Source organism: Sphingosinicella flava (assembly GCF_016025255.1).
Lineage (GTDB): Bacteria > Pseudomonadota > Alphaproteobacteria > Sphingomonadales > Sphingomonadaceae > Allosphingosinicella > Allosphingosinicella flava.
The window spans coordinates 2,033,139-2,059,121 of record NZ_CP065592.1; the positions used below are offsets into that span (position 1 = coordinate 2,033,139).

A 25,983-nucleotide genomic window follows, 5' to 3' on the forward strand; every position below is an offset into this window, starting at 1 on the left:
CATGGCGGAAGGAAATGTCGCGGCCGACGAGCTGCGGCTCTTGATCGAGCGCATCGAGCGGCTAGAAGAAGAAAAGAAGGCGATCGCGGACGACGTGAAGGACGTCTACCTGGAAGCCAAGGCACGCGGCTATGACACGAAGACGATGCGTGCCATAGTGCGGCTCCGGAAGATGGAGAACCACGTCCGTCAGGAAGCCGACGCCTTGCTCGAAACCTACCGCCAAGCGCTCGGCCTCGATTAAGGGGAGGAAGCGATGATCGTCACCACCACCACATCCGTCGAAGGCCGTCCCGCGACCGCCTATCTCGGCGTCGTCACCGGCGAGGTCATCGTCGGCGCGAACATCTTCAAGGATCTGTTCGCCGGCATCCGCGATATCGTCGGCGGCCGCGCGGGCGCCTATGAAAGCACGCTCCGCGATGCGCGGCAGGAGGCGTTCGCGGAATTGGAGGCGGAAGCCAGGCGCCTCGGCGCCGATGCGGTGGTCGGCGTCGACATCGATTACGAAGTGCTGGGCAATCAGGGCTCGATGCTGATGGTGACGGTTTCCGGCACCGCGGTCCGGCTCGGCTAAGACGCAAGGGACGGCAATGGCAGGCCATAGTAAATTCAAGAACATCATGCACCGGAAGGGCGCGCAGGATAAGAAGCGCTCGGCCATGTTTTCCAAGCTTTCCCGCGAAATCACCGTCGCGGCGAAGATGGGCGCGCCCGATCCCGACATGAACCCGCGTCTGCGCGCCGCGGTGCTCGCCGCCAAGGCGCAATCTATGCCGAAGGACAATATCCAGCGCGCGATCGATAAATCCTCGGCTGGCGAAGGCGATAATTACGAGGAAATCCGCTACGAAGGCTTCGGCCCGGGCGGTGTGTCGCTGATTGTCGAGGCGCTGACCGACAACCGCAACCGCACCGCGACCAACGTGCGCACCATCTTTTCCAAGAATGGCGGCAACCTCGGCGCCAGCGGTTCGGTGAGCCATGGCTTCGACCGCCTCGGCCTCATCACCTATCCCGCTTCGGCGGGCGATGCCGACGCGGTGCTGGAGGCCGCGATCGAAGCGGGCGCGGAAGACGTGCAGTCCGGCGAAGACGGCCATGAAATCTGGACCGCGCAGGAAGACCTGCACGAAGTCGCCAAAGCAATCGAAAAGACGCTCGGCGAACCGGAAAGCACCAAGCTCGCCTGGCGTCCGCAAAACCAAATCGATGTCGGCGAGGCGGAGGCCGGAACGCTCCTGAAGCTGATCGATCAACTGGACGACGACGACGACGTCCAGACCGTCTGGGGCAATTACGAAGTCTCTGACGCCGTGATGGAGAAACTGGGCTGATGTTTGGGGCGGGGGTAGCCAAAGCCTCCGCCTTCTTAGCCCTCCCCCTCGATGGGGGAGGGTTGGGTGGGGGTGATGTTCAATGTAGAGCGGCATGCTTCCCCAGCATCACCCCTCCCCAACCCCTCCCCATCGAGGGGAGGGGCTCATGCTGATCCTCGGTCTAGACCCAGGCCTAGGCTGTACCGGCTGGGGCGTGATCGCCGCTGAAGGCAATCGGCTGAGCCATGTCGCCAACGGCCAGATCCGCACCGATACTTCGCGACCGCTCCCCGAACGGCTGGTCACACTCGCGGAAAGCCTCGACCACGTGCTGGCCGAACACCGCCCCGCCGCGGCCGCCGTCGAGGAAGTCTTCGTCAACGAAAATCCCCAATCCACGCTGAAGCTCGGCCAGGCGCGGGGCGTCGTGCTGCTGTCCGCCGCCCGCGCCGGTATCGAAGTCGGCGAATATGCGGCGCGGCTCGTCAAGAAGGCGGTGGTCGGTACCGGCGGCGCGGCCAAGGAGCAGATGCACGCCATGGTCTCGATCCTCCTGCCCGGCGTGAAGATCGCGGGCGCCGACGCCGCCGACGCGCTGGCCGTCGCCATTACCCATGCCCATCACCTCGCCAGCAACCGCGCGCTGAAGGGGCATGCCGCATGATCGCCAAGCTGAAGGGCCTGCTCGACAGCTTCTCCGCCGATCATGCGGTGATCGACGTGAACGGCGTCGGCTATCTCGTCCTCGCCTCCTCGCGCACCCTGTCGAGCCTCGGCGCGATCGGCAGTCCCGTCACCCTGCACACCGAAATGCAGGTGTCGCAGGACGATATCCGCCTCATCGGCTTCGCGACTGGCGAGGAGCGCGACTGGTTCCGCCTCCTCACCTCCGTCCAGGGCGTCGGCTCCCGCGTGGCCCTCGCCATCCTCTCGGCGCTCACTTCGGACGAACTGCACCGTGCGGTGGCGAGCGGCGACAAGGCAATGGTGGCGCGCGCGCAGGGCGTCGGCCCGAAGCTCGCCCAGCGCATCGTCAATGAACTCAAGGACAAGGCCGGCGACGTGATCCTGGGCAGCGGCGGTGCGGTGCCAATAACACCCGTTGGAAGTCATTCCGCCGACGCCGTATCGGCTTTGCTCCATCTCGGCTTCCGCCCGGCGGATGCCGCGGCGGCGGTGGCGCAGGCGGAAGCAGAATTGGGAGCAGAAGCCAGCTTCGATGCGCTGGTTCGGGTCGCTCTCAAGAAGTCCGCGCGGTGACACGCGCCTCGACTTCGCTCGGCACGAACGGTTAAGGGTGAATCGTAACATGCTTCGTTCGTCCCGAGCGAAGTCGAGGGGCGCTTGATCGTTCGATGACCGATACCGACCGCATCATCACCGGCGAGAGGCGTCCCGAGGACGTGGATGCGGCGCTGCGTCCGAAGACGCTCGACGATTTCGTCGGCCAGCGGGCGGCGCGCGAAAATCTCCGCGTGTTCATCGATGCCGCGAAAGGGCGCGGCGATGCGCTCGACCATGTGCTGTTCTTCGGCCCGCCGGGGCTCGGCAAGACGACGCTCGCGCAGATCATCGCGCGGGAGATGGGCGTTGGGTTCCGCGCCACGTCTGGCCCGGTCATCGCCAAGTCGGGCGATCTTGCCGCCCTGCTCACCAATCTCGAGGATGGCGACGTCCTCTTCATCGACGAGATCCACCGCCTCAATCCGGCGGTCGAGGAAGTGCTCTATCCGGCGATGGAGGACCGTGCGCTCGACCTGATGATCGGGGAGGGGCCATCCGCCCGCTCCGTCCGCATCGATCTTCCCAAATTCACCCTCGTCGGCGCGACGACGCGACAGGGGCTGCTCACCACCCCTTTGCGCGACCGCTTCGGCATTCCGGTCCGGCTCAACTTCTACACGGTCGAGGAACTGGAGAAGGTGGTGCGCCGCGCCGCCAGGCTGCTCGGCCTCGCGCTCGCGGAGGATGGCGCCACCGAAGTCGCCCGCCGGTCGCGCGGCACGCCCCGCATCGCCGGGCGCCTCCTCCGCCGCGTCCGCGATTTCGCGCAGGCGGCGGGCGCGGCGGTCGTGGATGCGAAAGTGGCCGATGCTTCACTCACCCGCATGGAAGTGGACGCATTGGGCCTCGATGCGATGGACCGGCGCTACCTCAACATGATCGCCGACATTTACAAAGGCGGACCGGTCGGCGTGGAAACGCTGGCGGCGGGGCTTTCCGAGCCGCGCGACACGATCGAGGAAGTGATCGAGCCCTATCTCATCCAATTGGGCCTCATCGCCCGCACCGCGCGGGGGCGGTGCCTCAACGGGCGGGGCTGGACCCATCTTGGCCTCGCCCCGCCCCCCGGCTCCGGCCAATCGGGTCTGTTCGACTCTTAACAGCAACGGTTCGCCGCTAGCGTCTTTGAGCCCATTCCTTCATGGTTAAGGAAATCTGTGAGGTGGGCATGAACGAAAAAGATCTGGCGACGCCCTATCAGGGCGCGTTCGTGGGCAAGACCCACCATTTCGCCCTGCGCGTCTATTTCGAGGACACCGACACGGCGGGCATCGTCTATTACGCCAATTACCTGCGCTTCATGGAGCGCGCCCGATCCGACATGCTGCGCTGCGTCGGCATCGACCAAAGAGCGGCGATGGATAGCGGCGAAGGGGTCTATGCGGTGGCCGAGGCCCACATCAAATATCGCAGTCCGGCGAAGCTCGACGACGACTTGCGCATCCTGAGCCAGGTGCGCGAGGTGCGCGCCGCGAGCTGCGTCATTCATCAGAGAGTCATGCGCGGGGATGAACTTCTGGCCGAAGCGAACGTGACGGCCGCGTTCCTCAGTCCCGAGGGCCGTCCGAAACGTCAGCCGCGCGCATGGACCCAAACATTCGAACGGTTGAGAGGGGAAGAATAGTGGCTGTGGATATGGCGGCGCATATGTCGCCGGTCGAATTGTTCAAGCAGGCGGATTTGGTCGTCAAATCCGTGATGATCGGGCTGACGCTGGCCAGCATCTGGACGTGGGCGATCATCATCGGCCACACGCTGAAGCTTCGCCGGGTCAACCGCGAGAATGAGCGGTTCGAAAAGGATTTCTGGACCGTCGAGGATATCGACCGCTTCCACCATAAGCGTGGGGGCGAGGAGCTTCCGGCGGCCAAGGTCTTTTCGGCCGGGATCGTCGAATGGCGCCGCTCCACGGGCGGCAAGAGCGTCGACAAGGACGGCACGCGCCAGCGGCTGATGACCGCGATGCACGCCGCCGCGGGGGCGGAGGTCGACAAGCTTGCCGACCGCCTCAACATCCTCGCCACCATCGGCTCGGTCGCGCCCTTCGTCGGTCTGTTCGGCACCGTCTGGGGCATCATGCGCAGCTTCACCGACATTGCGGGCGCCAACAATACCAGCCTCGCCGTCGTCGCGCCGGGCATCGCGGAGGCCCTGTTCGCCACCGCAATCGGCCTGTTCGCGGCTATTCCCGCCGTCATCGCCTACAATCGCATGACGCACGGCATCAACCGCATCGAGGCGCGCCTGCTGCGCTTCGCCGACAGCTTTCATGGCACATTGTCGCGCGAGCTGGAGGTTGACGGCTGATGGCGATGGGACCGATCGCTGGCCCCGGCCGCCGCGCCCGCCGCACCGCGATGGCGGAGATCAACGTGACGCCGCTCGTCGACGTCATGTTGGTCTTGCTCATCATCTTCATGGTGACGGCGCCCCTGCTCGTCACCGGCGTTCCGGTCGATTTGCCGGAGAGCAAGGCGGGCGCGCTCGATCAGGAGCAGGAGCCGGTGCAGATCACCCTGGACGCACAGGGCTCCATCTTCATCGGCGAGGAACAGGTCGATCCCAATCAGCTCGCCACCCGCCTCGGCCGCATCGCCCAGTCCGCAACGGAAGAAGGCGGCCCGCGCATCTTCCTGCGCGCCGATAGCACGCTCGATTACGGCCGCGTCATGCAGGTGATGGGTGAGCTTAACCAGGTGGGCCTGCGCAAGGTTGCCCTGGTCAGTACGCAGGGGAGCGACACCCCCTGATGGACCGCGCGGAGGCAACCGGGCTTGGCATTGCGGTGGTGGGGCATGGCGCCCTGCTCGCCGCGCTGACGCTCGGCCTCGCGGGTGCCGTCGCCCCGCCGATGATGAACCCGCCGATGGACGTATCCTTCGTCGACGAGATCGGCCTCCAATCCGCCGTGCCCGAGCCCGCGACCGAGGCGCCAATGGCGAGCGTCGCGCCCGAGACCGGCGCGCCCGAGGAAGCCGCGCCCAAGGCTGTGGAAGCGCCGCCGGTGCCCGATCCGGTGATCCAGCCCAAGACGCTCCCCAAGGCCACCTCCGAACCCGCCTCCTCCAAGGCGGCGACCAAGCCCGCGCCGCCCAAGGCCTTGCCCAAGACGTCCGCGAGCAATGCCAAGGCGAACAGCGGCAAGGGCAAGGCGGAGGCGACCAAGGGCTCGCGCCTCGGCAGCGATTTCCTCAAAGGCCTTGGCGACGATGCCAAGTCCACGTCCAACAAGCCGACTGGCGCGGTGATGAGTGCGCAGGCGCTCGCGGGTATCCAGCAGGCGATCCAGCGCCAGATTCAGCCCTGCGCCAACCGTCAGGCTGACCCCGGTCCCGGCGCCAATCAGATCAAGGTGACCATCAATCTGCGCCTCGACAGAAACGGCTCGTTGGCACGGAGGCCAACCGTGGTGCGCACGAGCGGCGTGGATGATGAAAATCGCCGCTATGAGGAGCGGGTGAAGGATCTCGCCATCGCCGCTTATACCGGCTGCTCGCCGCTGCGCGGCCTCCCGGAAGACCTCTACCAGACGCCCAAGGGCGGCTGGAGCAACATCAACATGACCTATAAATTGCCATGAGCGGGAAGAGACCTATGAAACGCCTGACACTCGCCAGCCTGCTTGCCGCCACCATCCTGATCGCGCCCGCCGCCGCGCAGGAAGCCGAACAGGCGCCGCCCGCGTCCGCCACCGCGCAGGAAGAGCCGCCGCCCCTCGAAGTCGATGTCGTTGGTGGCATTTCCGCGCCGATGCCGATCGCCGTGCCCTATATGCCGACCCCGGCGTCGGCCACCACGGCGGCGGGCGAGACCGGCGCGCTTGGGCGGCAAGTGGCGGAAATCGTCGCGAGCGATTTGCGCAACAGCGGCATCTTCACGCCGCGTGGGCCCGCCGGTCTTCCCGCCATCTCCTATCCCCAGGTAACGGCGCCCGATTTCGGCTATTGGGGCGGCACCGGCGCGCAGGCCCTCGTCCAGGGCTTCGTCCAGGCCAATGGCAACGGCACGCTCACCGTCGGCTGCTACCTCTACGACGTCTACGCGAAGAAGGAATTGACCCGGCAGGGTTATGTCGTCGAGCCCCGCGACTGGCGCCGCGCCGCGCACAAATGCGCCGACGCCATCTATTCGCGCCTGTCCGGCGAAAGCCCGTTCTTCGACAGCCGCATCGCCTATATCGCCGAAAGCGGTCCCAAGGATAAGCGCGTGAAACGCCTCGCCATCATGGATTCGGACGGCGCCAACCACCGCTTCCTCACCAACGGCCAGTCGACGGTGATGACGCCGCGTTTCTCGCCCGATTACAAGCAGATCGTCTATCTGTCCTATATCGGCGAGCGGCCGCGCATCTACATTTACGACATCGGCACCGGGCGGCAGCGGCTGGTGACGGAGAGCGCGAACCAGACCTTCTCGCCGCGTTTCTCGCCGGACGGGCGCTGGATCCTCTATTCCATGTCGGTGAACGGCAATACCGACCTCTACCGCATCTCCGCAAATGGCGGGCAGCCGATGCGCCTCACCAACGCGCCGGGCATCGACACGGCGGGCAGCTATTCGCCGGACGGATCGAAGATCGTATTCGAAAGCGACCGCTCGGGCGGCCAGCAGCTCTACGTCATGAACGCCGACGGATCGGACCAGCGCCGGATCAGCTTCGGCGGCGGCCGCTATGCGACTCCCGAATGGAGCCCGCGCGGCGACCTCATCGCTTACACCAAGATTGCGGGCAATTTCCGCATCGGCGTGATGAGCCCCAGCGGCGGCGGCGAAAAGCTGCTCACCAACAGCTGGCAGGACGAAGCGCCAAGCTGGTCGCCCAACGGCCGCATCATCCAATTCTTCCGCACCAGCCAGGGCCGGAGCGGAAAATCGACCGTGTGGCAGGTGGATTTGACCGGCAGCCACGAACGCCAGATCCCGACCCCGCTCGACGGGTCTGATCCGGCCTGGGGGCCGCTGCTCCCGTGAAGGACTCTATTTTGAAGGAGATAAGTATGAACCAGCACCGCCTGAAGATCGCCGCCGTCGCGATCGGCCTCGCACTCACCGCCGGCTGCTCGTCGAAGCCGAAGGATTTGCCGCCGCCTCCGGGCGGTACCGTCGCCGATCAGGGCAATGGCGGCGACGCGGGCGGCGATGTCGGCACCGCCGTCGTCCCGGGCTCCCGCGCCGACTTCCTGCAGAAAGTGTCGTCGGACCGCGTCCTCTTCGAAACCGACAGCTACACGATCGACGCGGAGGATCGCGCGATCCTCGACAGCCAGGCCGCCTGGCTGCTCGCCAACCCGACCGTCACCGTGACCATCGAGGGCCATGCCGACGAGCGCGGCACCCGCGAATATAATCTCGGCCTCGGCGACCGCCGCGCCAATGCCGCGAAGAACTACCTCGCCTCGCGCGGCGTCCCGGAATCGCGGATGACCACGATCAGCTGGGGCAAGGAACGCCCGGTGGCGCTGGGTTCCGACGAAGGCGCCTGGGCGCAGAACCGCCGCGCGGTGACGGTCATCCCGCAATAAATCATTCTGTGTCCCGGCGAAGGCTGGGATCCAGTGGCACGAACTGAAGGGCTGGGCTCCGGCCTTCGCCGGAGCACGATGAGCTCCTAGCCGAGCGCCTCGTCCAGCATCCGGGCGAGGCGGAGGCCGCCCTTCAGCACCTGATCGCGGACCACCGGGATCAGCCGCACTGTATCCGCTTCCTCGACATGGACCCGCTCGTCCGAAACCGGTCCGCACGGCTCGCCCTTCATTCCATAGGCATAGTCGCGCGCGACGCCCCAATTTTCCCGCGCCCAATCCTCGACCGATCCCGCCGCCATCGCGGCGCGCGCTTCGGGCGTGGTGCCCGATAGCAATCCCTCCGCGCCGCCCGCGGGCGTGCTGATCGCGCGTTCCGCGAGATAGCCGTCCCAAACCGAATGGAGATTGGTCCGCCCTTCGATCAGGCCGTAAGCCGCCTTCACCCGGTTGCCGCCCAGATCGCCGCGATCCCCCGCGTGGAGGGGCATGTGGAGATCGCCGACGAAGTGGACCAGAAAGGCCAACGCCATGACGCGCTCGCGCTCTGGCACTTTGGGATCGCCGAGCAGCTTGGCGTTGCGCTCGATCTGCGCGGAGACGCAATTGCCGTCCTTGCACGCCGATTTCTGGTCGAACGGTTTGCACACGTCGACATTCTGATAATGCCAGGACGAAGCGTAGCTGAAGCGGTCGTCGAGCGGCTTGATGCAATCCGGCCAGACGCTCGCTTCCTCGATCGTGCGCGCGGAGCAGGTCGGCGTTTCCAGCAGGCCCTGCTTCTGCAGAAGCCCCGCGATCTTCGCGCGTGTCTCGGGCCGGACGTTCAGCAATGCGATGCGCGCCACGGTTTCATGCCCATATTCCCACCAGGCCATTGCGGGCGCGGGAGCGAGGAGAAGGGCGGCGAGAATCAGGATCTTGCGGAACATGATGCGCGCTTAAGCGGCAGATGATGAAAGGACAATGACGCGAACCCCCTCCGCACATCTAAAGCCGTCCCCATCGAGGAGAGGGTTGGGTGGGGGTGATGTTTCCGGAAGGATCAAGTTCTACGTCGTAGATCACCCCTCCCCAACCCCTCCCCATCAAGGGGAGGGGCTTATTGTCACTCGTCTCCGAAGATCGCGACCGACCGTCCTTCCGCCGAAGCCTTGCCGCGATACATTCCAGGCGTGTTGAACGAATATTCGGTCTCGCCCTTCGGCGTCACGACGATCACGCCGCCCGTGCCGCCCAGCGCCTTCACCTCCGCCATCACCGTGTCCGCCGCCGCCTTCGCGCTTTCGCCGGTGAAGCGCAGACGGGCACAAATCTCATGAGCGACGCCCTCGCGAATGAAATATTCGCCAGCCCCGGTCGCCGACACCGCGCAGGCGCGATCGTCGGCATAGGTGCCCGCGCCGATGATCGGCGAATCGCCGATCCGGGCCCAGCGCTTGCCGGTCAGGCCCCCGGTCGAGGTCGCGGCGGCGACATGGCCCTGCGCGTCCAGGGCCACCGCGCCGACCGTGCCATATTTGAGGTCGACGTCGAAAGAGCCGACCTTGCGCGCCTTCATCTCGTCAAGCTGGCGGCGGCGCTCGGGTGTCGCGAAATAGCTGTTCGGAACCTGCTCCAAGCCCTGCTCTTTCGAGAATTGGTCGGCGCCTTCGCGGCTGAGAAAGACGTGCGGGCTGTTTTCCATGACCCTGCGGGCGAGGCCGACCGGATTCTTCGTCATGGTGACTCCGGTTACGGCGCCCGCGGCGCGCGTTCGCCCGTCCATGATCGCGGCGTCGAGTTCGTTCTTGCCCTCATAGGTGAAGACGGCGCCCTTGCCCGCGTTGAAATTGGGGTCGTCCTCCAGCACCTTCACCGTCTTTTCCACGGCATCGAGCGCGGAACCGCCGCCTGCCAAAATCTCCGATCCGGCGGCGAGGGCGCGATCCAAGGCGGCGCGAATTTCCTTTTCCTGTACCGGCTTCAACCGGCTCCGCTCGATCACGCCGGCACCGCCGTGAATGACGAGCTTCCAGTCGGCGGCTTGGGCGGCTGTGGACATCAATAAAGCTCCGAGAATGAGAGAGAAACGCATGGGCAGGCCCCCTTTTTCGTGCCGCTGGCATAGCTTCTCGATCCGCAGCATGCCAGCCACTGCGTTGATGCATGCGTGCGGCCTTCCCCCGCCTGCCGCCCCGGCCTATATGTGCCCCATGTCCATTCGTCCCTGGCGCGACATCGCGCGGCGTCCTTCGCGGCAGATCATGGTCGGCAACGTGCCCGTCGGCGGCGACGCGCCCGTTACCGTGCAGACGATGACCAACACGCTGACCGCCGATGCGAAGGCGACCATCGACCAGATTCGCCGTTGCGAGGAAGCGGGCGCGGACATCATCCGCGTCTCTTGCCCCGACGAGGAATCGACCGCCGCCCTGAAACAGATCGTTCGCGCGGCCCGGGTGCCGATCGTCGCGGACATCCACTTCCACTATAAACGCGCGCTCGAAGCCGCCGACGCAGGCGCGGCGTGCCTGCGCATCAATCCCGGCAATATCGGGTCGGAGCAGCGCGTCGCAGAGGTCGTGCGCGCCGCCAAGGCGAACGGCTGCGCGATCCGCATTGGCGTCAATGCCGGAAGCCTGGAAAAGGATCTGCTCGAAAAATATGGCGAGCCTTGCCCCGAGGCTTTGGTCGAAAGCGCGCTCGATCATATCAGGCTGCTCGAGGACCAGGATTTCCGCGAATATAAGGTGGCGGTGAAGGCGTCGGACGTCTTCCTCGCCGTCGCCGCCTATCAGCAGCTCGCCGAGGCCGTCGACTGCCCGCTCCACCTCGGCATCACCGAGGCTGGCGGCTTCGTCGGCGGTACGGTGAAATCGGCCATCGGCATCGGCTCGCTTCTCTGGTTTGGCATTGGCGACACGATCCGCGTCTCCCTTTCCGCCGAACCCGAGGAAGAAGTGCGGGTCGGCTTCGAGATTCTGAAGGCGCTGGGCATCCGCAATCGCGGCGTCCGTGTCGTCTCCTGCCCCTCCTGCGCGCGGCAGGGCTTCGACGTCATCCGCACCGTGGAGAAACTCGAGGAACGGCTCGCCCATATCCGGACGCCCATGTCGCTCTCCGTCCTGGGCTGCGTGGTGAATGGTCCGGGCGAGGCGCGCGAAACCGACATCGGCATCACCGGCGGCGGCAACGGCAGGCACATGGTGTATCTCTCCGGCGTCACCGACCATCATGTCCAGGACGCGGACATGGTCGATCATATCGTGAAGCTGGTCGAAGCGAAGGCAGCCGAAATCGAAGCGGCGAAAGCGGGCCTCGAAGCCGCGGAATGAGCGAAAACCGGACGGCCGCCGCGTTCGGTGTCGCCACGCTCGGCATCGCCTGCTTTTCCGCCATGGATGCGGTGATGAAGGATCTGTCGCTTTCCATTGGCACCTACAATGCCTTGCTGTGGCGCACGCTGGCCGGTGCCGTGATCGGCGGCATCGTCTTCTTCGGGCGCCGCATGCCTTGGCCCGGCCCCATTGCCATGCGGCTGCACCTGAGGCGCGGGGTGGTCGGCGCCCTTACGGCCATCTTCTTCTTCTGGGGCCTTGCCCGCGTGCCGCTCGCCCAGGCCATTGCCCTCGCCTTCATCGCGCCGCTGATCGCCCTTTATCTCGCTTCCGTTCTGCTGGGTGAGAAAATCACCCGCTCCGCGATCCTGGCCTCCGCCTTCGGCTTCGCGGGCGTGATCGTGATCCTCGCCGGGCAGGCCCGTGCCGATCTTGGGGAGGAAGCGGTGCTGGGCGCCGTGTCCATCCTGATCGCCGCCTGCTTCTACGCCTATAACATCATCCTGATGCGCCAGCAGGCGCAGGCGGCAGGGCCGGTGGAGATCGCCTTCTTCATCAGCACGATCATGACGTTCTGCTTCCTGCTCGCCGCGCCTTTCCTCGCGGTGCCGCCGCCGGTGGCGGAGCTCCCGGCTATCGGCGGCGCGGCCGTTCTGGCCTTCGTCTCCCTTCTCCTCCTCGCCTGGGCCTATGCGCGGACGCAGGCGCAATATCTGGCGCCGGTCGAATATACGGGGTTCGTCTGGGCGGCCCTGTTCGGCTATCTGTTCTTCGGCGAGAAGGTGGCGCCGCTCACGCTGGCCGGCGCGGCGATGATCGTCGCGGCCTGCCTGGTCGCGGCGCGGCAGAAGCCGGTGTCGATGGCGGAAATGGAGGCTGGATTGTAATGGCCTGGGCGTTGCTTATCCTCGGCGGCTTCTTCGAAGTGGGCTTCACCACGTGCCTGCGCTTCGTCGAAGGCTTCCGCAACGTCCCCTGGACGATCGGCTTCCTTGCCTCCGTGACGCTCAGCATGGGCCTGCTGGAGGCCGCCTCGCGGACCATTCCGATGGGCACGGCCTATGCGGTGTGGGGCGGCATCGGCGCGCTCGGCACCGTGCTGGTCGGCATCTTCTTCTTCGACGAGCCCGCCGCTTTGGTCCGCATCCTCCTCATCTTCGCCCTCGTCGCCTGCATCGCGGGCCTGAAGCTCACCGCATGAGCGTCGACGAAGGCTTCGTCGATTGGGTGCGCGAAGCGGTGGCCCCGCTCGGCGGCCTCGGCGTCCGCAAGATGATGGGCGGCGCCTCGCTCTATATCGACGGCACGATCTTCGCGATCCTCGACGAAGGCGAAATCTGGTTCAAGGCCGATGCCGAAAGCGACGCCCTCTGGGACGAAGAGGGATGCGCGCGCTTTACCGTCACGATGAAGGACGGCAAGACCGGCACCATGAACTACCGGCGCGGCCCGGCGGACGTCTATGACGATGCCGACGCGATGCTCCGCTGGGCCCGTCTCGGCCTGGAGGCGGGCGTCAGGGGCGCGGCGAAGAAGAAGCCGAAGAAGCGGCCCTAACGGACCGGTGCGAGGAGCGGCGCCACGTCCGGCGCCGTTTCGATCGACTCCAGCAGCTTCGGCTCCACCCGTTTCTGCGACGCCTGCTCGTAATCGTAGCCCAATGAGAGGATCAGCGCGTCCGACCATTTGGGCCCCATGAAGCTGAGGCCCACCGGCAGGCCCTTCACCGTGCCCATCGGCACGGTCAGGTGCGGATAACCGGCGACCGCCGCGAGGCTGCCCGCGCCGCCGCCGGAAATCTGGTCGCCGTGAACCGAGTCTATGAGCCAGGCGGCGGGCATGGTCGGGCCGACCAAAGCGACGACGTCATTGTCCTTGAGCAGCTTGTCGATCCCCTCCGCGCCCGCGAGGCGGAGCGAGGTTTCCCGCGCCTTCTTGTAATCGGGATCGTCGAGGCCCTTGGTCACTTCCGCCTGCTCGAAAATGTCCTGGCCGAACAGTGCCAGCTCACGGCCGTTAGCCTTGTTGAAGGCGATGATGTCGGCGAGCGTGCGGGTTTTCACCGACGGCGGCGTGGTCGCGAGATAGGCGTTGATGTCCGCCTTGGTCTCGGCGAGCAGAACCTTGAACTCATTCTCGCCGATCTGGTCGCGGCCCTCCAGCTTGGCGATGTCGACGAGGATCGCGCCTTCCTTTTTCAGCGTTTCGAGCGCCTCGGCGAAGGCCGCGTCGGTGCCGAATCCGGTCGCGAAGCGCAGCACGCCGATCCGTTTGCCCTTGAGCGAATCGGCTGAAAGCGCGGCGGCATAATCCGTCTTGCGCGCATCCGCTTCCTGCGTCGCGCGGTCGGCGGGATCGCTCCCGGCCATGGCGCTCAGCACCAGGGCCGCGTCCTGCACCGTCCGGGTCATCGGCCCAGCCGTATCCTGGCTGTGGCTGATCGGCACGACATGGGTGCGGCTGACGAGGCCGACGGTGGGCTTGAATCCGACGATGCCGTTGACCGCGGCCGGGCAGGTGATCGACCCGTCCGTCTCGGTGCCGATCGCGGCCGGAACCATGCCCGCCGCGACCGCCGCGCCGCTGCCGCTGCTCGACCCGCAGGGGTTGCGGTCGAGCGCGTGCGGGTTGCGCACCTGCCCGCCCACCGCGCTCCAGCCGGAGATGGAATTGGACGACCGGATGTTCGCCCATTCGCTAAGGTTCGCCTTGCCGACGATCACCGCCCCCGCCGCGCGAAGGTTCGCGACCAAAGGCGCGTCGCGATTGGTGACATTGTCTTTGAGCGCGAGGCTCCCCGCGGTGGTCGGCAGCGGTCCCTTCGTCTCGATATTGTCCTTGACCAGGATCGGCATGCTGTAAATCGGCCCGCGCGCCCTCTTTTGCCGGTCGAGCGCGACCGCCTGATCCATGGCGGTCGGATCGACGGCAATCACCGCGTTCAATCGCGGATTGAGTTCTTCGATCCGTTCCAGGGCGTGCGCCGTATTGGCGGTGGCGGGCCCGATATATTGCCGCGCCGCCACCGTGGCGGGAACGCAGACGGAGATCGCCGCCGCTGCCGTCAGCATCGTCCTGTTGCGCATAGGATTTCCCTTATTTCAGCGGCTTCAGCAAATCGTCGAGCGACGAGCGCCCTTTCCCGACCTTTTCGAGGACCGGATAGCGCAAGCCCTCATGATAGTTGAGGTTGATCGTCCGGTAGAGATCGCCCTTCTTGGTGAGCAGGGTGATCGGCTGGTTCGTACCCTTGGCCGCCTTGATCGCGTCCTTCAGCGCATCGCCCGAATAGGCCTTGCCGTTGACCGCGACGATCTCCGTCCCCGCCGTCACGCCTTCGTTGAACAAGGGCGAATCCCAGGCGACGCCGGTCACCGTGCCCGTATTGTTGAGCGAAAGGCCGATCGTGTAGGTGAGGTCCGTCACCTCCCGGTCCTTCTCGCGCGATTTGAAATAGGCCGGCGCCTCCTCGACATAGGCGAGGCGGTATCCGCCGCGCTGGATCCAATCGAGCGGTGCCTTGCCGGTCTGGTTGACGCGCTGGTTCAGATAGGTCGCCCAGTCGTAGGGCGTCACCGCGTTGAGCCCCTGCACCACGTCGTCGAACGAATAGGTCAGCTGCCCTTCCTGATCGGGATTGATGCCGAAGAAGGCACGCGCGAAATCGTCGATCGATTTCTTGCCGTTCGTCCGCTCGCGGATGATGCTGTCGACGTCGAGCCAGATCAGCATGCCCTCGCTATAATAATCCTCCGACCGCTGCCAGCTGCCATAGGCTTGCGGGCGGCGCGAATTGATGATCGGGTCGTTGGTCGTGTCGACCAGCGGGCGCCAGCTGCGGCCGGGCAAGATGTCGTAATAAGCCGCGGTGCGGGCGAGCTCGGCCTTCACGTCCTCGACCGGCATCATGCCCGAGCGGGCGGAGAGGATGTTGCCCCAGAATTGCGTCATGCCTTCATAAACCCAGAGCAGGCTGTTGCGCATCGGCACGCGATAGTCCGGCGTGAAGAGGTCGGCTGGGCGGCGATATTTGCCGTCCCAGCTGTGGTTCATTTCGTGCGCGAGGAGGTCGCGGCCCGCCGATCCGCTGTCCCAATCGGTGAAATAGGTGCGCGGATGGCTGTTCTCGGACGAGCGCAGATGCTCGAGGCCGATGCCGCCCAATTGGTCGGTCAGCGCGAGCAGGAACTCATATTCGTCATAATGCTTGCCGCGATAGAGCTTCATCGCCTGATCGACGAGGTCGCGATGCGCTTTCAGCTGCTCGGGCTTGGCTTCCAAGTCCTTGGCTTCGTCCGCGAAGATGTTGAGCCACACGTCATCCGACAACTTCTCGCGCCGGAAATGCTGTCCGGCGAAGAGCGGCGAATCGACCAGCGTCTCGTAAGAGACCGGCTTGTAAGTGATCCGGTTGCCTGTTTGGCTCGCCACATCGAGGGAGGTGGCGGCGCTCCACCCGGCCGGGAGGGCGATTGTCGCTTCGACCGGGATGTTCCGCACGTAATAGCCTGCGGGATAGAGCGACATTTTTTCCCACTGCGCATTGAGCATGACCGGCGTCATCGTGACACGGCCTTCGGTGGCACGGGTCGGGGAAAGATGCTGGAACTCGACATCGATGCTGGTGACGCCTGCGGGCACCTCCACCTGGAAAGCGTAGACATCGGCCGGATCGCGGCGCCATGGAATCGCTTGGCCCCCCGCGCTGATCTTCAGGCCTGCAACGGTGTTGATCGGCCCGCGCGGCGCGTGGTTGCCGGGCAGCCATTCGGGATAGAGCAGAGTCAGCGGACCAGGGCCCGCCACCGGAATGGTCTGGCGCACGCGATAGATGGCGCGCTGTGTGTCGGTCGCGTCCACCTCCAGCCGCATCGTGCCCGGATAGGGAATGTCCTGCGCCGCCGGGATGGTGTTCGGGATGGGCAGCGGCTGGGGCTTGCCGTCCGGCACCTGCGCAAGGGCGGACGTGGACAGTAAGGCGGCGGAAATCAGGAGGATGTTACGCAAGGCCGGACTCCATGTGGGGATATTTCCCTACATGGATGGCGCAAGGAAGGAGACACGTCCAGCGCTACATAACCCTCCCCCTTGATGGGGGAGGGTTGGGTGGTGGGTGATGTCTCCGGAAGAGGCAGCGCTCTACGTCGTAGATCACCCCTCCCCAACCCCTCCCCATTGAGGGGAGGGGCTCAGATCTTCGCCGCCTTCGCCCGCTCGATCGCCTCGACGATGATGCGTTCGGCATCCTCGCGGCCCAGCCATTTGCCGACGCGCACCCACTTTTCGGATTCGAGATCCTTATAATGGGTGAAGAAATGCTCGATCTGCTTCATCACGATTTCGGGCAAATCGTCCGCCTCGACGACATTCTGGTAATAAGGGAAAGTGGTGTCGACCGGCACGCAGAGCACCTTCTCGTCGCCACCGGCCTCGTCTTCCAGCATCAGCACGGCGATCGGGCGCACGCGCACCACCGATCCCGGAATGAAGGGCGACCGCGCGACGACCATCGCGTCCAGCGGATCGCCGTCCGGCGACAAGGTGTGCGGAATGAAGCCGTAATTGGTCGGATAGCGCATCGGCGTGTGCAGGATGCGATCCACCCAGATCGCGCCCGACTTCTTGTCGAACTCATATTTCACGGGTTCGCCGCCGACCGGCACTTCGATGATGACGTTGACGCTATGGGGCGGATCGTCGCCCACGGGAATCAGATCGATGTTCATGGGCGTGGCCGTTAGAGGCCCAATGCTTTTCACGCCACGCAAAAATGCTAAGGGCGTCCAAATGAGTAGCAAGGTTCAAGCCGTTCGCGGCACACAGGACATGCTGGGCGAGGCCGCCGAGCGCTTCCACACGGTCGTATCGGCATTCGATCGCGTGCGCCGCCTCTACGGCTTCCAGCGGGTCGAAGTGCCGATGTTCGAGGCGACCGCCGTCTTCGCCCGCTCGCTGGGCGAGACGACCGATGTCGTGTCGAAGGAAATGTACACGTTCGAGGATCGCGGCGGCGATTCCCTCACCCTGCGCCCCGAATTCACGGCGGGGATCGCGCGCGCCTATCTTTCCGAGGGCTGGCAGCAGCATGCCCCGCTGAAGGTCGTCACCTGGGGCGCCGCCTTCCGCTACGAACGCCCACAAAAGGGCCGCTTCCGCCAGTTTCACCAGCTCGACGCCGAAATCATCGGCGCGGGCGAACCCGCCTCGGATGTCGAGCTGATCGCGTTCGGCGCGCAATTGCTGGCTGAGCTCGGCATCGTGGATCGCGTCAAATTGCAATTGAACACGCTCGGCGATCCCGAAACGCGCGATGCGTGGCGCGCGGCCCTCGTCGATCACTTCGCCAAGCACCGCTACGACCTCTCCGACGAAAGCCGCGTGCGGCTCGACAAGAACCCGCTGCGCATCCTCGATTCGAAGGAGCATAAGGATTTCCCGATCGTCGACAGCGCGCCGGTGGTGGACGATTTCCTGACGGTTGAGGCCGCAGATTTCTTCGGCAAGGTGACGGCGGGTCTCGACCAGGCGGGCGTCAAATGGACGCGCAATCCCCGACTTGTCCGGGGTCTCGATTATTACCGTCACACCGCCTTCGAATTCACGACCGAGGATCTGGGCGCGCAGAGCGCCGTGATCGCGGGCGGGCGCTATGACGGCCTCATCGAAAGCATGGGCGGTCCGCACACGCCCGCGGTCGGCTGGGCGGCGGGAATAGAGCGCCTGTCGCTGCTGATCGGCGCTCCGGAAAGCCGGGGCATCGATGCGGCGCTAGTGCCCTTGGGCGATGCGGCGGAGCAGGCCGCGCTCGGCATCGCCGCCGATTTGCGCCGCGCGGGCCTCGCCTGCGAAATGGCCTATCGCGGCAACATGAAGAAGCGAATGCAGAAGGCGAATGCCGTCGGCGCGCGCTTCGCCATCATCCTTGGCGACGACGAGCTGGCGCGCGGCGAAGCGGCGGTGAAGGATCTCGCCAGCGGCGAGCAGCGCAACATCGCCCTCGCCGCCCTTGCGGAGGCGCTGCGCGGCGCATGAAGGCGATTTCCGACCAGCGCATCGCGGCCATCGAGGCGCGCAAGGACGAGCTGCAGAACGCCATGGCGGCGCCGAACCTCGCGCCCGACGCGTTCGTCAAATTGTCCAAGGATTATGCCGAGATCGAGCCGGTCGCCGAAGCGGCGCGGGAAGTGCGGCGCCTGAGGGCCGAGCTCGGCGTGCTGGGCGGCCTGCTCGACGATCCTGAAATGAAGGATATGGCCGCCGAGGAAGCGGAGGAAATCCGTCGCCAACTCCCCGAGGCAGAGCGGACATTGGCTTTGAAGCTGCTGCCCCGCGACACGGCGGATGAACGCTCCGCCATGCTTGAAATCCGCGCCGGAACGGGCGGAGACGAAGCCGCGCTCTTCGCGGGCGACCTCTTCCGCATGTACCAGCGTTATGCCGAGGAGCAGGGCTGGCGGGTCGAGGTGATTTCGACCAGCGCGTCGGATGTCGGCGGCTTCAAGGAAATCGTCGCCTCGGTCACCGGCCAGGGCGTGTTCGCCAAGCTGAAGTTCGAAAGCGGCGTCCATCGCGTGCAGCGTGTGCCGGTGACGGAAAGCGGTGGGCGCATCCATACCTCGGCGGCGACGGTCGCGGTGCTTCCCGAGGCCGAGGATGTCGACGTGCAGATCGACGACAAGGATCTGCGCATCGACGTCTACCGCTCGTCGGGCCCCGGCGGCCAGTCGGTCAACACGACCGACAGCGCCGTCCGCATCACCCACCTGCCGACTGGCCTCGTCGTCATTCAGCAGGACGAGAAGTCACAGCACAAGAACAAGGCCAAGGCACTGAAGGTGCTCCGCACCCGCCTCTACGAGATGGAGCGCGAGCGGCTGGCGAGCGAGCGGGCGGGGGCGCGCAAGTCCATGGTCGGCTCCGGCGACCGCTCCGAGCGCATCCGCACTTACAATTTCCCGCAGGGGCGGGTGACCGATCACCGGATCAACCTCACCCTGCATCGCCTTCCCGAAATCCTCGAAGGTCCGGGTCTGAACGAGGTGATTTCCGCGCTGATCGCCGAGGATGAGGCGGAGCGACTGGCGAGCCTCGATGAACAGTAAAAGCTCCCCTCCCCTTCAGGGGAGGGGCCGGGGGTGGGAGAGTCGTGGCCACATAGGCTCGGCTCCGCCTCGCACCCACCCAGTGACAGGTGAACCATGCCCCCGGCATGGTTCAGAAATGCCTGGGAGGCATTTCGACCTGTCACTCCCCTCCCTTGAAAGGAAGGGGAAGATATGATCGCGCAGGCTCTGACGGCGGCTGTCCAACGCCTGGCCTCCATCAGCGACACCCCCCGCCTCGACGCCGAACTGTTGATGGCCCACGCGCTCGGCGTCAGCCGCGAGACCCTGCTGCTCTCCCGCCTCGACGCGCCAATACCCGACACCTTCGAAGCCCTGCTGGCCCGCCGCGCAGCAGGAGAACCCGTCGCCTACATAACCGGCCGCCGCGCCTTCTGGTCGATCGAGCTCGAAGTCGGCCCAGGCGTGCTCGTGCCACGGCCCGACACGGAAACCCTGATCGAAACCGCGCTCGCTCATTTCGGCCAAGAAGGACCGGCGCGCATCCTCGATCTCGGCACGGGTTCGGGCGCCCTGCTGCTCGCCGCGCTCGCGCAGTGGCCGGAGGCGACGGGAATCGGCGTCGACCGCTCCGAAGCCGCGCTCGCCGTCGCTCGGGCCAATGCGGATCGGCTGGGGTTCGCCGCGCGGGCCAGCTTCCGCACCGGCGATTGGGCGGAGGGCCTGGACGAGCACTTCGACCTCCTCCTCTGCAATCCGCCTTATGTGGAAACCGGCGCCGATCTGCCGCGCGACGTGCGCGACTGGGAGCCGCACGAGGCCTTGTTCGCCGGACCGGACGGCCTCGATGACTATCGCCGTCTCGCGCCGATGGTGGCGGGGCTGCTGCGTCCGGGCGGCCTCGCCTGCTTCGAAATCGGGGCGGATCAAGGCGAAAGCGCGGCCCGCCTGTTCGCGGCCCAGGGCCTCACCGTCGCGCTCCACCGCGATCTTGGCGGGCGGCCCCGTTGCCTTGCGGTCACGATTGATCGCGTTTGAAATCTTTCCTCTTGGATTTCGCCGCGGGGGTGGCTACATAGGAGGACAGGGACGGGTAGATCACAGCCATTGGATGCGTGAACGGAGCCCCCCTGCGATCCCCATTGCTCTTGCCCCCGGTTTCACAACTAGGCGCGCGGAGACTGCAACCGTCTTGCGGCGGCTGCGCATGGCGGTTGCGTAAGCATATCGCCGGGATGACCGGCCGATGGAGTGGCAGATTAGAACCACCAGACGAGGATAGCTTTTTGATCAACAATCGTCAGAACAACCGCAGGCGTGGCCGCGGTAGCGGGCCGCGTATGCCGGGCACGTCCAATCCGGGCAACCGCCAGGACAATCGCTCTCGCGGCAATGCGGTCCAATTGCACGAAAAATACAAGGCGATGGCGCGCGACGCGCAGCTCGCTGGCGATCGGGTGCAGACCGAATATTTTCTCCAGTTCGCGGACCATTATTTTCGCGTGCTGAACGAAAACCGCTCGCGCTTCGAAGAGCAGCGCCGCCAGCGCGACGATTACGCGTCCGACGAGGATGAGGATCAGGACGACGGCCTGCAGGCCGAGGATGGCGAAGATAATGAGGCTGAAGCGCCGCGCGTCGAACGCGCTGCTGGCCGGGCCGAGCGCCCGGACCGTTCAGAACGCCCGGAACGCGCAGAACGCCGCCCCCGCCGTCCGCGTGAGCGCCAGGAGCGCGTCGCGGAAGAAGAGAGCATAAGCGAGCGTATCTCCGCCGACATCCTGCCGCCCGCCATCGCGCCGTCGAACGACGAAGATGGCGAAACGCGGCCGGTTCGCCGCCGCACTCGCCGCCCTCGTCCCGAAGACGAAACGGAAGTCGCCCCGGCGGCCTGACATAATCCCTGCGTTTTCGTGAGGGTTGGAAGAGAGCGGATGCCGTAAGGCGCCGCTCTTTTCTTTTGGAGCCGCTGTCACAGAGATGTCTGTCACAAATCTGTCATCCGTGCGTCCCCGACTTGTCATTTATCCTTCATATTGGCGTCTTCGAACCACTGGCGGAAGACGAACGGGATGACGAAGATGATTGCGAAAGCGGGATTGTTGGCGGCGACCATGCTGGCTTGGGCTTCCCCAGCGGCGGCGCAAGGGACGGATGTCGCCGCCGAGATCGCGGCGATGCGCGCGAAGATCGAAAGCCTGGAAGCGGAGGTCACCGCGCTGAAGGCCGCGAAGCCCGTGACGCCGAGCTGGAAGGGCGCGCCGCAATTCGAGGACAAGGAAGCGGGCTTCAGCTTCAAGCCGAAAGGCTTCGTCCAGTTCGACAGCGGCTATGTCGAAAATCCCGGCATCGAATCGCAAAATCTCGGCTACAACACTCGCGCCCGGCGCCTGGTGTTCGGCGCGGAAGGGACGTTGCCGGGCAGCTTCGGCTACAAAGCCGAATTCAACCTCGCGGGCGGCGCCGTCGATTATGAGGACGTGGTGCTGACCTATCAGCCCAAGGGCAGCCCGCTGCAGGTCACGATCGGCAATTTCTATCCGCTTTCAGGTCTTGAGACGATGACGAGCTCGCGCCTTACGTCCTTCCTGGAGCGGGCGCAGGCGGTGGACGCCTTCGGCTTCAGCCGCCGTCTCGGCGCGTCGGTGGGGATCGTGGATCCGCAGGATCGCTACACGCTGACCGCGGGCATCTTCAACGCGCCGCTCGTCAGCGGTTTCAACAACGACAGCTGGCAAGCGAGCGTGCGCGGCACCTTCTCACCCAAGGTCGGTGAGGGTGGACGCCTCCACTTTGGCGCCAATTACCAGCATCGCGAGACGCAATCGGACGCGCGCAACTTTCGCTATCGCGCGCGGCCCTTCACGCAAATTACCGATGTGCGCTTCGCCGACACGGGCGCAATCGCGGCGAGAGGCGACGATATTGTCGGCGTCGAATTGGGCGGCATTTTCGGACCGCTCCATGTCGCGGCGGAAGGGCATAAAGTGTGGACTGACGCCTATGCACCCGGCACCACCTTCGAGGGAACGGACGGTGTCGGCGGCGGCGCCTTCTATGATGGCGATCCGAGCTTTTCTTCCGCTTACGCGGAGGTGGGCTATTATCTCACTGGCGAAACGCGGGGCTACAAAGGCGGCAGGTGGGACCGGACCAAGGTGCTGAACCCGGTCGGCAAAGGCGGCATCGGCGCGGTGCAGCTGAATGCCCGCATCGATTATCTCAATCTGGAGGATCGGCTATCTGCAGGTGCTGTCGGCGCGCCGCGCTTCATCAATGGCGGGACGCAGACCGGATATCAGCTGAGTGCGATCTGGAATCCGATCGATTATATCCGCTTCCTCCTCCAATATGCGCATGCGGATGTGGAGGGCGGCCCCTCCGCCGCGACGGTCGCGGCGGAGAGTGATGCCCCAATTCAGGACAGGAATTACGGCGTGGACAGTCTTGCCGTGCGGGCTCAGGTCGAGTTTTGAGATTGACGAGATTGTGACAAGGTAACATGCTCCCGTTCATTAATTGAGCGGGAGCATGTGCATGCGTTATCTTCTTGTCATCGCGACGGCATTGCCGGGTCCGGCTTTCGCCCAGACGGCGCAGGGCGACGTTTCCGTCACCATCTACAACAACAATCAGGCATTGGTTCAGGACGTCCGCACCCTGGATCTTCCCGCCGGGCGCGTGCGGCAGGAATTTCCCGACGTGTCGGGCGAGATCCGGCCGGAAACGGTGACGTTGAGCGGCGACGGCATCGGCATCGTCGAGCAGAATTTCGATTTCGACCTGCTTTCGCCGTCCGCCTTGATGGAAAAAGCGGTGGGCGAGACGATAACCCTCATCCGCACCAATCCCGCGACCGGCAAGGAAGAGCGGGAGCGGGCGAAGGTGCTGGCCGCCAATGGCGGCGTGGTGCTTCAGATCGGGCAGCGGATCGAAGTGCTGCGCGACGACGGGCTGCCGGTCCGCGTGGTGTTCGACAAGGTGCCCGAAAATCTGCGCGCCCGTCCGACTCTATCGGTGACGCTGGAAAGCGACAATGCAGGGCGCCGGCCGTTGCGTTTGAGTTACTTGTCCGGTGGGCTCGGCTGGAACGCGGATTATGTCGCGATGATCGACGAAAAAGCCGGCAGGATGGATGTGCAGGGCTGGGTGACGCTCACCAACAATAGCGGCACGACCTTCAGCAACGCGCAGACCCTGCTCGTCGCGGGCGGCGGGGGCGAAGGTTACAGCAACGTGCGGCCGGGCACGGAGACCGCCGGCCGGGAACGGCTGGGCGGCTTCTATCTCTATCCGCTGGCCGGGCGGACGACGATCGCCGACCGCCAGACCAAGCAGGTGAGCTTCCTCGACGTGGTCGGGGCTCCGGTCTCGGCGGGCTATCGCTTCGCCAATGGCTGGCTTGGAACGTCGGAAAAGGCGCAGAGCGCGAGCAGCGTGCTCACCTTCTCGACTGGGCGCGATCAGGGCTTGGGCGACGCGCTCCCTGCGGGCACGATGCGCGTCTATATGCGCGACCAGCGCGGCAACGCCCAGTTCATCGGCGAGAACAATATCGGCCATACGCCGATGGGGTCGACCGTCGCGTTGCGGCTGGGCGACGCGTTCGACGTTAAGGTGAAGCCGGTCGTCGAGGAGCGGCAGCGGATCAACGACACACGCTGGCGGACGCGGATGCGTTATGAGCTCACCAACGCGAAGCCCGAGCCGGTGACGGTCGAGTTGGCCCAAGGCGGCCTCGACCGCTTCTGGACCGACACGCGGATCGTCGAGGAGAGCCAGAAGAGCCGCCGCGAGGATTCGGGACAGGCGGTGTGGACGGTCAAGGTGCCCGCCAACGGCACCGCGACCGTCACGGCGACGTTCGACACGCGGTTCTGAGGCGCGCCATGCGCCGCTTCATCCCCCTTTTGCTGGCGGTCCTGTCGCCGTCGCCGCTCGCCGCGCAGGCGACGGCCACGTCTTCGGCGCCGGAGAAAGTGGCGGTCACCGTCTATCGCGATCCCAATCGCAGCGCCCAGACGGCGATCAACATGGGCTGGCTGAACGGTTTCGCCCTCGTCACCGAAACCCGCCGCATCGCGATTCCCGCGGGGGACGCGACGATCCGGTTCGAAGGCGTCGCTGGCGGCATCATTCCGGAAAGCGCGATCGTCACGGGCCTTCCCGACGGCGTGGCCGAAAAGAATCGCGACGCCTTGCTTCTTTCCCCCGCCAGCCTGATCGACCGGTCGCTTGGGCGGCGCGTCCACCTCAAGCGCACCTCGGCTACGGGCGAGGTGCGGGAAGAAGAAGCGGTGATCCGCTCTTCCGCGAGCGGCGCCGTCGTGCTGCAGACTCCGGAAGGCGTCGAAGCCTTGCGCTGCACCGGGCTTCCCGAAACCCTGATCTATGACAAGGTGCCGGAAGGATTGTCCGCCAAGCCGACCCTGTCGGTGATGACACGGAGCGACGCGGCACGCGAGGCCACCATCACCTTGTCCTATCTCGCCGCCGGGTTCGACTGGCAGGCCAATTATGTCGCGACCCTGTCGCCTTATGGCGACCGCATGGACCTGTTCGCCTGGGTGACCCTCGCCAGCACCGACGAGACGAGCTTCCCGGCGGCGGAGACCAGCACCGTCGCGGGCAAGCTCGAGCGGCGCAGCTACGCGCGCCCCAAGCCGCGCGGCGAGCCGCTCAACCTGCAATGCTGGCCGTCGGGAACGACGAGCGACATCGACGCGGATGAGCGGGACATGCCGCCGCCTCCCCCACCGCCGCCGCCCCCCGCTCCGCCACCGCCGGTCATGGCTCGGCCCGAAGCCATTACGGTCACGGGATCGCGGATGATGGCGCAGCAAGAGGAATTGGGCGATCTCAAGCTCTATCGCATTCCCGAGCCGGTGACGGTCGCAGCGCGCGGGCAAAAGCAGGTCGCCTTGCTCGAAAAACCGGACGTGAAAGTGAATCGTATCCATCGGCAGTGGATCGACCCGTTGAGGCCGCAAGACTCGGCGATCGAAGGTTTGATCTCCACGCGCAACCGCGTCGATGCGGGGCTGGGCATTGCGCTGCCCGCGGGCAAGATCCTGTTCTTCAGCGAAGAGAACGGGCGCCGGATGCTGATCGGCGAAGGCCATATCGACGACAAGGCGGTGGGCGAGGATGTCGACATCACCCTCAACCTCGGCCCGGCGCTCCGCATGCAGGCGCGGGAAGTGTCGAGCGCCAAGGGCATGGTGGAATATGAGCTTACCGTCACCAACGACGCGCCTCATGGCGCCCGGTACGAAGCGCTGTTCGATCGGGACGACGTGCGGATCGTTCCGGTCAGCACGCGTCTCGCGCGGCGAGATGGGGCAATGGTTTGGGCTACAGAGGTTCCGGCCAATGGCAGCCGCACGTTCCGCTATAAGGTGAAGCGGCTCTAGGGCGGATCGACATTCAATGTCGATGTGTTGAGGAAGTCATCCCTCTAAAACCCGTCACTCCA

Annotated in this window: 28 protein-coding genes; 23 read left to right on the top strand and 5 right to left on the bottom strand. The window is 65.4% G+C overall.

Translation table 11 applies throughout. The features are described from left to right. The first annotated feature begins 1 nt into the window (after window position 1). From IC614_RS10390 to pal, 12 genes are all read left to right on the top strand, one after another. On the top strand, window positions 2-244 hold the full coding sequence (locus tag IC614_RS10390) for a DUF2312 domain-containing protein (RefSeq protein WP_200971345.1): 243 nt from the start codon (window positions 2-4) through the stop codon (window positions 242-244). Between the two features lie 12 nt (window positions 245-256). Next, on the top strand, window positions 257-577 hold the full coding sequence (locus tag IC614_RS10395; protein WP_200971347.1) for a heavy metal-binding domain-containing protein: 321 nt from the start codon (window positions 257-259) through the stop codon (window positions 575-577). Between the two features lie 16 nt (window positions 578-593). Next, complete coding sequence (locus IC614_RS10400; RefSeq protein ID WP_200971349.1) at window positions 594-1,337, top strand: YebC/PmpR family DNA-binding transcriptional regulator; 744 nt, start codon at window positions 594-596, stop codon at window positions 1,335-1,337. A 148-nt stretch (window positions 1,338-1,485) separates the two neighbouring features. Next, on the top strand, window positions 1,486-1,983 hold the full coding sequence (gene ruvC / locus IC614_RS10405) for a crossover junction endodeoxyribonuclease RuvC (protein ID WP_200971351.1): 498 nt from the start codon (window positions 1,486-1,488) through the stop codon (window positions 1,981-1,983). Beyond that, window positions 1,980-2,579 (top strand): Holliday junction branch migration protein RuvA, encoded by a 600-nt coding sequence (gene ruvA / locus IC614_RS10410; protein ID WP_200971352.1) that lies wholly within the window; start codon window positions 1,980-1,982, stop codon window positions 2,577-2,579. Before ruvC ends, ruvA begins: the two co-directional genes overlap by 4 nt. 95 nt (window positions 2,580-2,674) lie before the next feature. Further along, window positions 2,675-3,703, top strand: a complete 1,029-nt coding sequence (gene ruvB, locus IC614_RS10415; protein WP_200971353.1) for a Holliday junction branch migration DNA helicase RuvB — start codon at window positions 2,675-2,677, stop codon at window positions 3,701-3,703. Between the two features lie 68 nt (window positions 3,704-3,771). After that, on the top strand, window positions 3,772-4,227 hold the full coding sequence (gene ybgC, locus IC614_RS10420; protein ID WP_200971354.1) for a tol-pal system-associated acyl-CoA thioesterase: 456 nt from the start codon (window positions 3,772-3,774) through the stop codon (window positions 4,225-4,227). An 11-nt stretch (window positions 4,228-4,238) separates the two neighbouring features. Next, window positions 4,239-4,910, top strand: coding sequence for a protein TolQ (gene tolQ, locus IC614_RS10425; protein ID WP_404829153.1), 672 nt, complete (start codon window positions 4,239-4,241; stop codon window positions 4,908-4,910). A 5-nt stretch (window positions 4,911-4,915) separates the two neighbouring features. Beyond that, on the top strand, window positions 4,916-5,353 hold the full coding sequence (gene tolR / locus IC614_RS10430; RefSeq protein ID WP_404829127.1) for a protein TolR: 438 nt from the start codon (window positions 4,916-4,918) through the stop codon (window positions 5,351-5,353). Further along, window positions 5,353-6,183 carry a hypothetical protein gene (locus IC614_RS10435; protein ID WP_200971357.1) on the top strand — a complete coding sequence of 277 codons (831 nt, stop codon included), beginning with the start codon at window positions 5,353-5,355 and terminating at the stop codon, window positions 6,181-6,183. Before tolR ends, IC614_RS10435 begins: the two co-directional genes overlap by 1 nt. Window positions 6,184-6,197: 14 nt before the next feature. Next, window positions 6,198-7,574, top strand: a complete 1,377-nt coding sequence (gene tolB / locus IC614_RS10440) for a Tol-Pal system beta propeller repeat protein TolB (RefSeq protein ID WP_200971359.1) — start codon at window positions 6,198-6,200, stop codon at window positions 7,572-7,574. A gap of 26 nt (window positions 7,575-7,600) precedes the next feature. Beyond that, the gene (pal, locus tag IC614_RS10445) at window positions 7,601-8,125 is read left to right on the top strand and encodes a peptidoglycan-associated lipoprotein Pal (RefSeq protein WP_200971361.1); all 525 of its coding nucleotides are present in this window, start codon (window positions 7,601-7,603) and stop codon (window positions 8,123-8,125) included. Window positions 8,126-8,211: 86 nt separating this feature from the next. Here pal and IC614_RS10450 read toward each other — a convergent pair whose 3' ends face one another. Both IC614_RS10450 and IC614_RS10455 read right to left on the bottom strand, forming a co-directional pair. After that, window positions 8,212-9,057 carry a S1/P1 nuclease gene (locus tag IC614_RS10450; RefSeq protein WP_200971363.1) on the bottom strand — a complete coding sequence of 282 codons (846 nt, stop codon included), beginning with the start codon at window positions 9,055-9,057 and terminating at the stop codon, window positions 8,212-8,214. A 176-nt stretch (window positions 9,058-9,233) separates the two neighbouring features. After that, window positions 9,234-10,169 (bottom strand): isoaspartyl peptidase/L-asparaginase family protein, encoded by a 936-nt coding sequence (locus tag IC614_RS10455; protein WP_226372636.1) that lies wholly within the window; start codon window positions 10,167-10,169, stop codon window positions 9,234-9,236. A gap of 151 nt (window positions 10,170-10,320) precedes the next feature. Between IC614_RS10455 and ispG the strand changes: the two genes are divergently transcribed. Genes ispG through IC614_RS10475 form a run of 4 tightly spaced genes read left to right on the top strand, consistent with a single transcriptional unit; the run spans window position 10,321 to window position 13,002 of the window. After that, a complete protein-coding gene (gene ispG, locus IC614_RS10460) occupies window positions 10,321-11,442 on the top strand; it encodes a flavodoxin-dependent (E)-4-hydroxy-3-methylbut-2-enyl-diphosphate synthase (protein ID WP_200971368.1) in 1,122 nt (373 codons plus the stop codon). Continuing rightward, window positions 11,439-12,332: a DMT family transporter gene (locus IC614_RS10465; RefSeq protein ID WP_200971370.1), complete on the top strand. Its 894-nt coding sequence runs from the start codon at window positions 11,439-11,441 to the stop codon at window positions 12,330-12,332. Before ispG ends, IC614_RS10465 begins: the two co-directional genes overlap by 4 nt. Further along, entirely contained in the window at window positions 12,332-12,646 is a 315-nt protein-coding gene (locus IC614_RS10470; protein WP_200971371.1) for a DMT family transporter, read from the top strand. The genes IC614_RS10465 and IC614_RS10470 overlap by 1 nt, the downstream gene beginning before the upstream one ends. Beyond that, window positions 12,643-13,002 (top strand): TfoX/Sxy family protein, encoded by a 360-nt coding sequence (locus IC614_RS10475; protein ID WP_200971372.1) that lies wholly within the window; start codon window positions 12,643-12,645, stop codon window positions 13,000-13,002. The genes IC614_RS10470 and IC614_RS10475 overlap by 4 nt, the downstream gene beginning before the upstream one ends. Here the strand turns inward: IC614_RS10475 and IC614_RS10480 are convergent. The 3 genes from IC614_RS10480 to ppa all read right to left on the bottom strand — a co-directional run bounded on the left by IC614_RS10480 (window position 12,999) and on the right by ppa (window position 17,171). After that, window positions 12,999-14,531: an amidase gene (locus IC614_RS10480; protein ID WP_200971373.1), complete on the bottom strand. Its 1,533-nt coding sequence runs from the start codon at window positions 14,529-14,531 to the stop codon at window positions 12,999-13,001. The two genes, IC614_RS10475 and IC614_RS10480, sit on opposite strands and share 4 nt — an antisense overlap. Before the next feature lie 10 nt (window positions 14,532-14,541). Beyond that, window positions 14,542-16,452, bottom strand: coding sequence for a M61 family metallopeptidase (locus tag IC614_RS10485; RefSeq protein ID WP_200971374.1), 1,911 nt, complete (start codon window positions 16,450-16,452; stop codon window positions 14,542-14,544). A 182-nt stretch (window positions 16,453-16,634) separates the two neighbouring features. Beyond that, complete coding sequence (gene ppa / locus IC614_RS10490) at window positions 16,635-17,171, bottom strand: inorganic diphosphatase (RefSeq protein ID WP_200971375.1); 537 nt, start codon at window positions 17,169-17,171, stop codon at window positions 16,635-16,637. Window positions 17,172-17,232: 61 nt separating this feature from the next. Between ppa and hisS the strand changes: the two genes are divergently transcribed. From hisS to IC614_RS10525, 7 genes are all read left to right on the top strand, one after another. Then, complete coding sequence (gene hisS, locus IC614_RS10495; protein ID WP_200971376.1) at window positions 17,233-18,477, top strand: histidine--tRNA ligase; 1,245 nt, start codon at window positions 17,233-17,235, stop codon at window positions 18,475-18,477. After that, window positions 18,474-19,547 carry a peptide chain release factor 1 gene (prfA, locus tag IC614_RS10500; protein WP_200971377.1) on the top strand — a complete coding sequence of 358 codons (1,074 nt, stop codon included), beginning with the start codon at window positions 18,474-18,476 and terminating at the stop codon, window positions 19,545-19,547. Before hisS ends, prfA begins: the two co-directional genes overlap by 4 nt. Window positions 19,548-19,721: 174 nt before the next feature. Next, a complete protein-coding gene (prmC, locus tag IC614_RS10505) occupies window positions 19,722-20,546 on the top strand; it encodes a peptide chain release factor N(5)-glutamine methyltransferase (RefSeq protein WP_200971379.1) in 825 nt (274 codons plus the stop codon). A 248-nt stretch (window positions 20,547-20,794) separates the two neighbouring features. Then, complete coding sequence (locus IC614_RS10510) at window positions 20,795-21,403, top strand: DUF4167 domain-containing protein (RefSeq protein WP_200971381.1); 609 nt, start codon at window positions 20,795-20,797, stop codon at window positions 21,401-21,403. A 177-nt stretch (window positions 21,404-21,580) separates the two neighbouring features. Continuing rightward, the gene (locus IC614_RS10515) at window positions 21,581-22,984 is read left to right on the top strand and encodes an OprO/OprP family phosphate-selective porin (RefSeq protein ID WP_200971382.1); all 1,404 of its coding nucleotides are present in this window, start codon (window positions 21,581-21,583) and stop codon (window positions 22,982-22,984) included. 61 nt (window positions 22,985-23,045) lie between these two features. Further along, on the top strand, window positions 23,046-24,389 hold the full coding sequence (locus IC614_RS10520) for a DUF4139 domain-containing protein (protein ID WP_226372637.1): 1,344 nt from the start codon (window positions 23,046-23,048) through the stop codon (window positions 24,387-24,389). 8 nt (window positions 24,390-24,397) lie between these two features. Beyond that, window positions 24,398-25,921 (top strand): DUF4139 domain-containing protein, encoded by a 1,524-nt coding sequence (locus IC614_RS10525; RefSeq protein WP_226372638.1) that lies wholly within the window; start codon window positions 24,398-24,400, stop codon window positions 25,919-25,921. The last annotated feature ends 62 nt before the right edge of the window (window positions 25,922-25,983 follow it).

Excerpts from the sequence above, each read along its gene's own strand:
- IC614_RS10435 (WP_200971357.1), top strand. The coding sequence starts at position 5,353 with ATGGACCGCGCGGAGGCAACCGGGCTTGGCATTGCGGTGGTGGGGCAT.
- IC614_RS10515 (WP_200971382.1), top strand. The coding sequence starts at position 21,581 with ATGACGAAGATGATTGCGAAAGCGGGATTGTTGGCGGCGACCATGCTG.
- ruvA (WP_200971352.1), top strand. The coding sequence starts at position 1,980 with ATGATCGCCAAGCTGAAGGGCCTGCTCGACAGCTTCTCCGCCGATCAT.
- pal (WP_200971361.1), top strand. The coding sequence starts at position 7,601 with ATGAACCAGCACCGCCTGAAGATCGCCGCCGTCGCGATCGGCCTCGCA.
- ybgC (WP_200971354.1), top strand. The coding sequence starts at position 3,772 with ATGAACGAAAAAGATCTGGCGACGCCCTATCAGGGCGCGTTCGTGGGC.
- ruvC (WP_200971351.1), top strand. The coding sequence starts at position 1,486 with ATGCTGATCCTCGGTCTAGACCCAGGCCTAGGCTGTACCGGCTGGGGC.
- ppa (WP_200971375.1), bottom strand. The coding sequence starts at position 17,171 with ATGAACATCGATCTGATTCCCGTGGGCGACGATCCGCCCCATAGCGTC.
- IC614_RS10470 (WP_200971371.1), top strand. The coding sequence starts at position 12,332 with ATGGCCTGGGCGTTGCTTATCCTCGGCGGCTTCTTCGAAGTGGGCTTC.
- prmC (WP_200971379.1), top strand. The coding sequence starts at position 19,722 with ATGATCGCGCAGGCTCTGACGGCGGCTGTCCAACGCCTGGCCTCCATC.
- IC614_RS10520 (WP_226372637.1), top strand. The coding sequence starts at position 23,046 with ATGCGTTATCTTCTTGTCATCGCGACGGCATTGCCGGGTCCGGCTTTC.
- tolB (WP_200971359.1), top strand. The coding sequence starts at position 6,198 with ATGAAACGCCTGACACTCGCCAGCCTGCTTGCCGCCACCATCCTGATC.
- IC614_RS10525 (WP_226372638.1), top strand. The coding sequence starts at position 24,398 with ATGCGCCGCTTCATCCCCCTTTTGCTGGCGGTCCTGTCGCCGTCGCCG.
- IC614_RS10390 (WP_200971345.1), top strand. The coding sequence starts at position 2 with ATGGCGGAAGGAAATGTCGCGGCCGACGAGCTGCGGCTCTTGATCGAG.
- ispG (WP_200971368.1), top strand. The coding sequence starts at position 10,321 with ATGTCCATTCGTCCCTGGCGCGACATCGCGCGGCGTCCTTCGCGGCAG.
- IC614_RS10450 (WP_200971363.1), bottom strand. The coding sequence starts at position 9,057 with ATGTTCCGCAAGATCCTGATTCTCGCCGCCCTTCTCCTCGCTCCCGCG.
- IC614_RS10400 (WP_200971349.1), top strand. The coding sequence starts at position 594 with ATGGCAGGCCATAGTAAATTCAAGAACATCATGCACCGGAAGGGCGCG.
- ruvB (WP_200971353.1), top strand. The coding sequence starts at position 2,675 with ATGACCGATACCGACCGCATCATCACCGGCGAGAGGCGTCCCGAGGAC.
- IC614_RS10395 (WP_200971347.1), top strand. The coding sequence starts at position 257 with ATGATCGTCACCACCACCACATCCGTCGAAGGCCGTCCCGCGACCGCC.
- IC614_RS10465 (WP_200971370.1), top strand. The coding sequence starts at position 11,439 with ATGAGCGAAAACCGGACGGCCGCCGCGTTCGGTGTCGCCACGCTCGGC.
- hisS (WP_200971376.1), top strand. The coding sequence starts at position 17,233 with ATGAGTAGCAAGGTTCAAGCCGTTCGCGGCACACAGGACATGCTGGGC.
- tolQ (WP_404829153.1), top strand. The coding sequence starts at position 4,239 with ATGGCGGCGCATATGTCGCCGGTCGAATTGTTCAAGCAGGCGGATTTG.
- prfA (WP_200971377.1), top strand. The coding sequence starts at position 18,474 with ATGAAGGCGATTTCCGACCAGCGCATCGCGGCCATCGAGGCGCGCAAG.
- IC614_RS10455 (WP_226372636.1), bottom strand. The coding sequence starts at position 10,169 with ATGTCCACAGCCGCCCAAGCCGCCGACTGGAAGCTCGTCATTCACGGC.
- tolR (WP_404829127.1), top strand. The coding sequence starts at position 4,916 with ATGGGACCGATCGCTGGCCCCGGCCGCCGCGCCCGCCGCACCGCGATG.
- IC614_RS10475 (WP_200971372.1), top strand. The coding sequence starts at position 12,643 with ATGAGCGTCGACGAAGGCTTCGTCGATTGGGTGCGCGAAGCGGTGGCC.
- IC614_RS10480 (WP_200971373.1), bottom strand. The coding sequence starts at position 14,531 with ATGCGCAACAGGACGATGCTGACGGCAGCGGCGGCGATCTCCGTCTGC.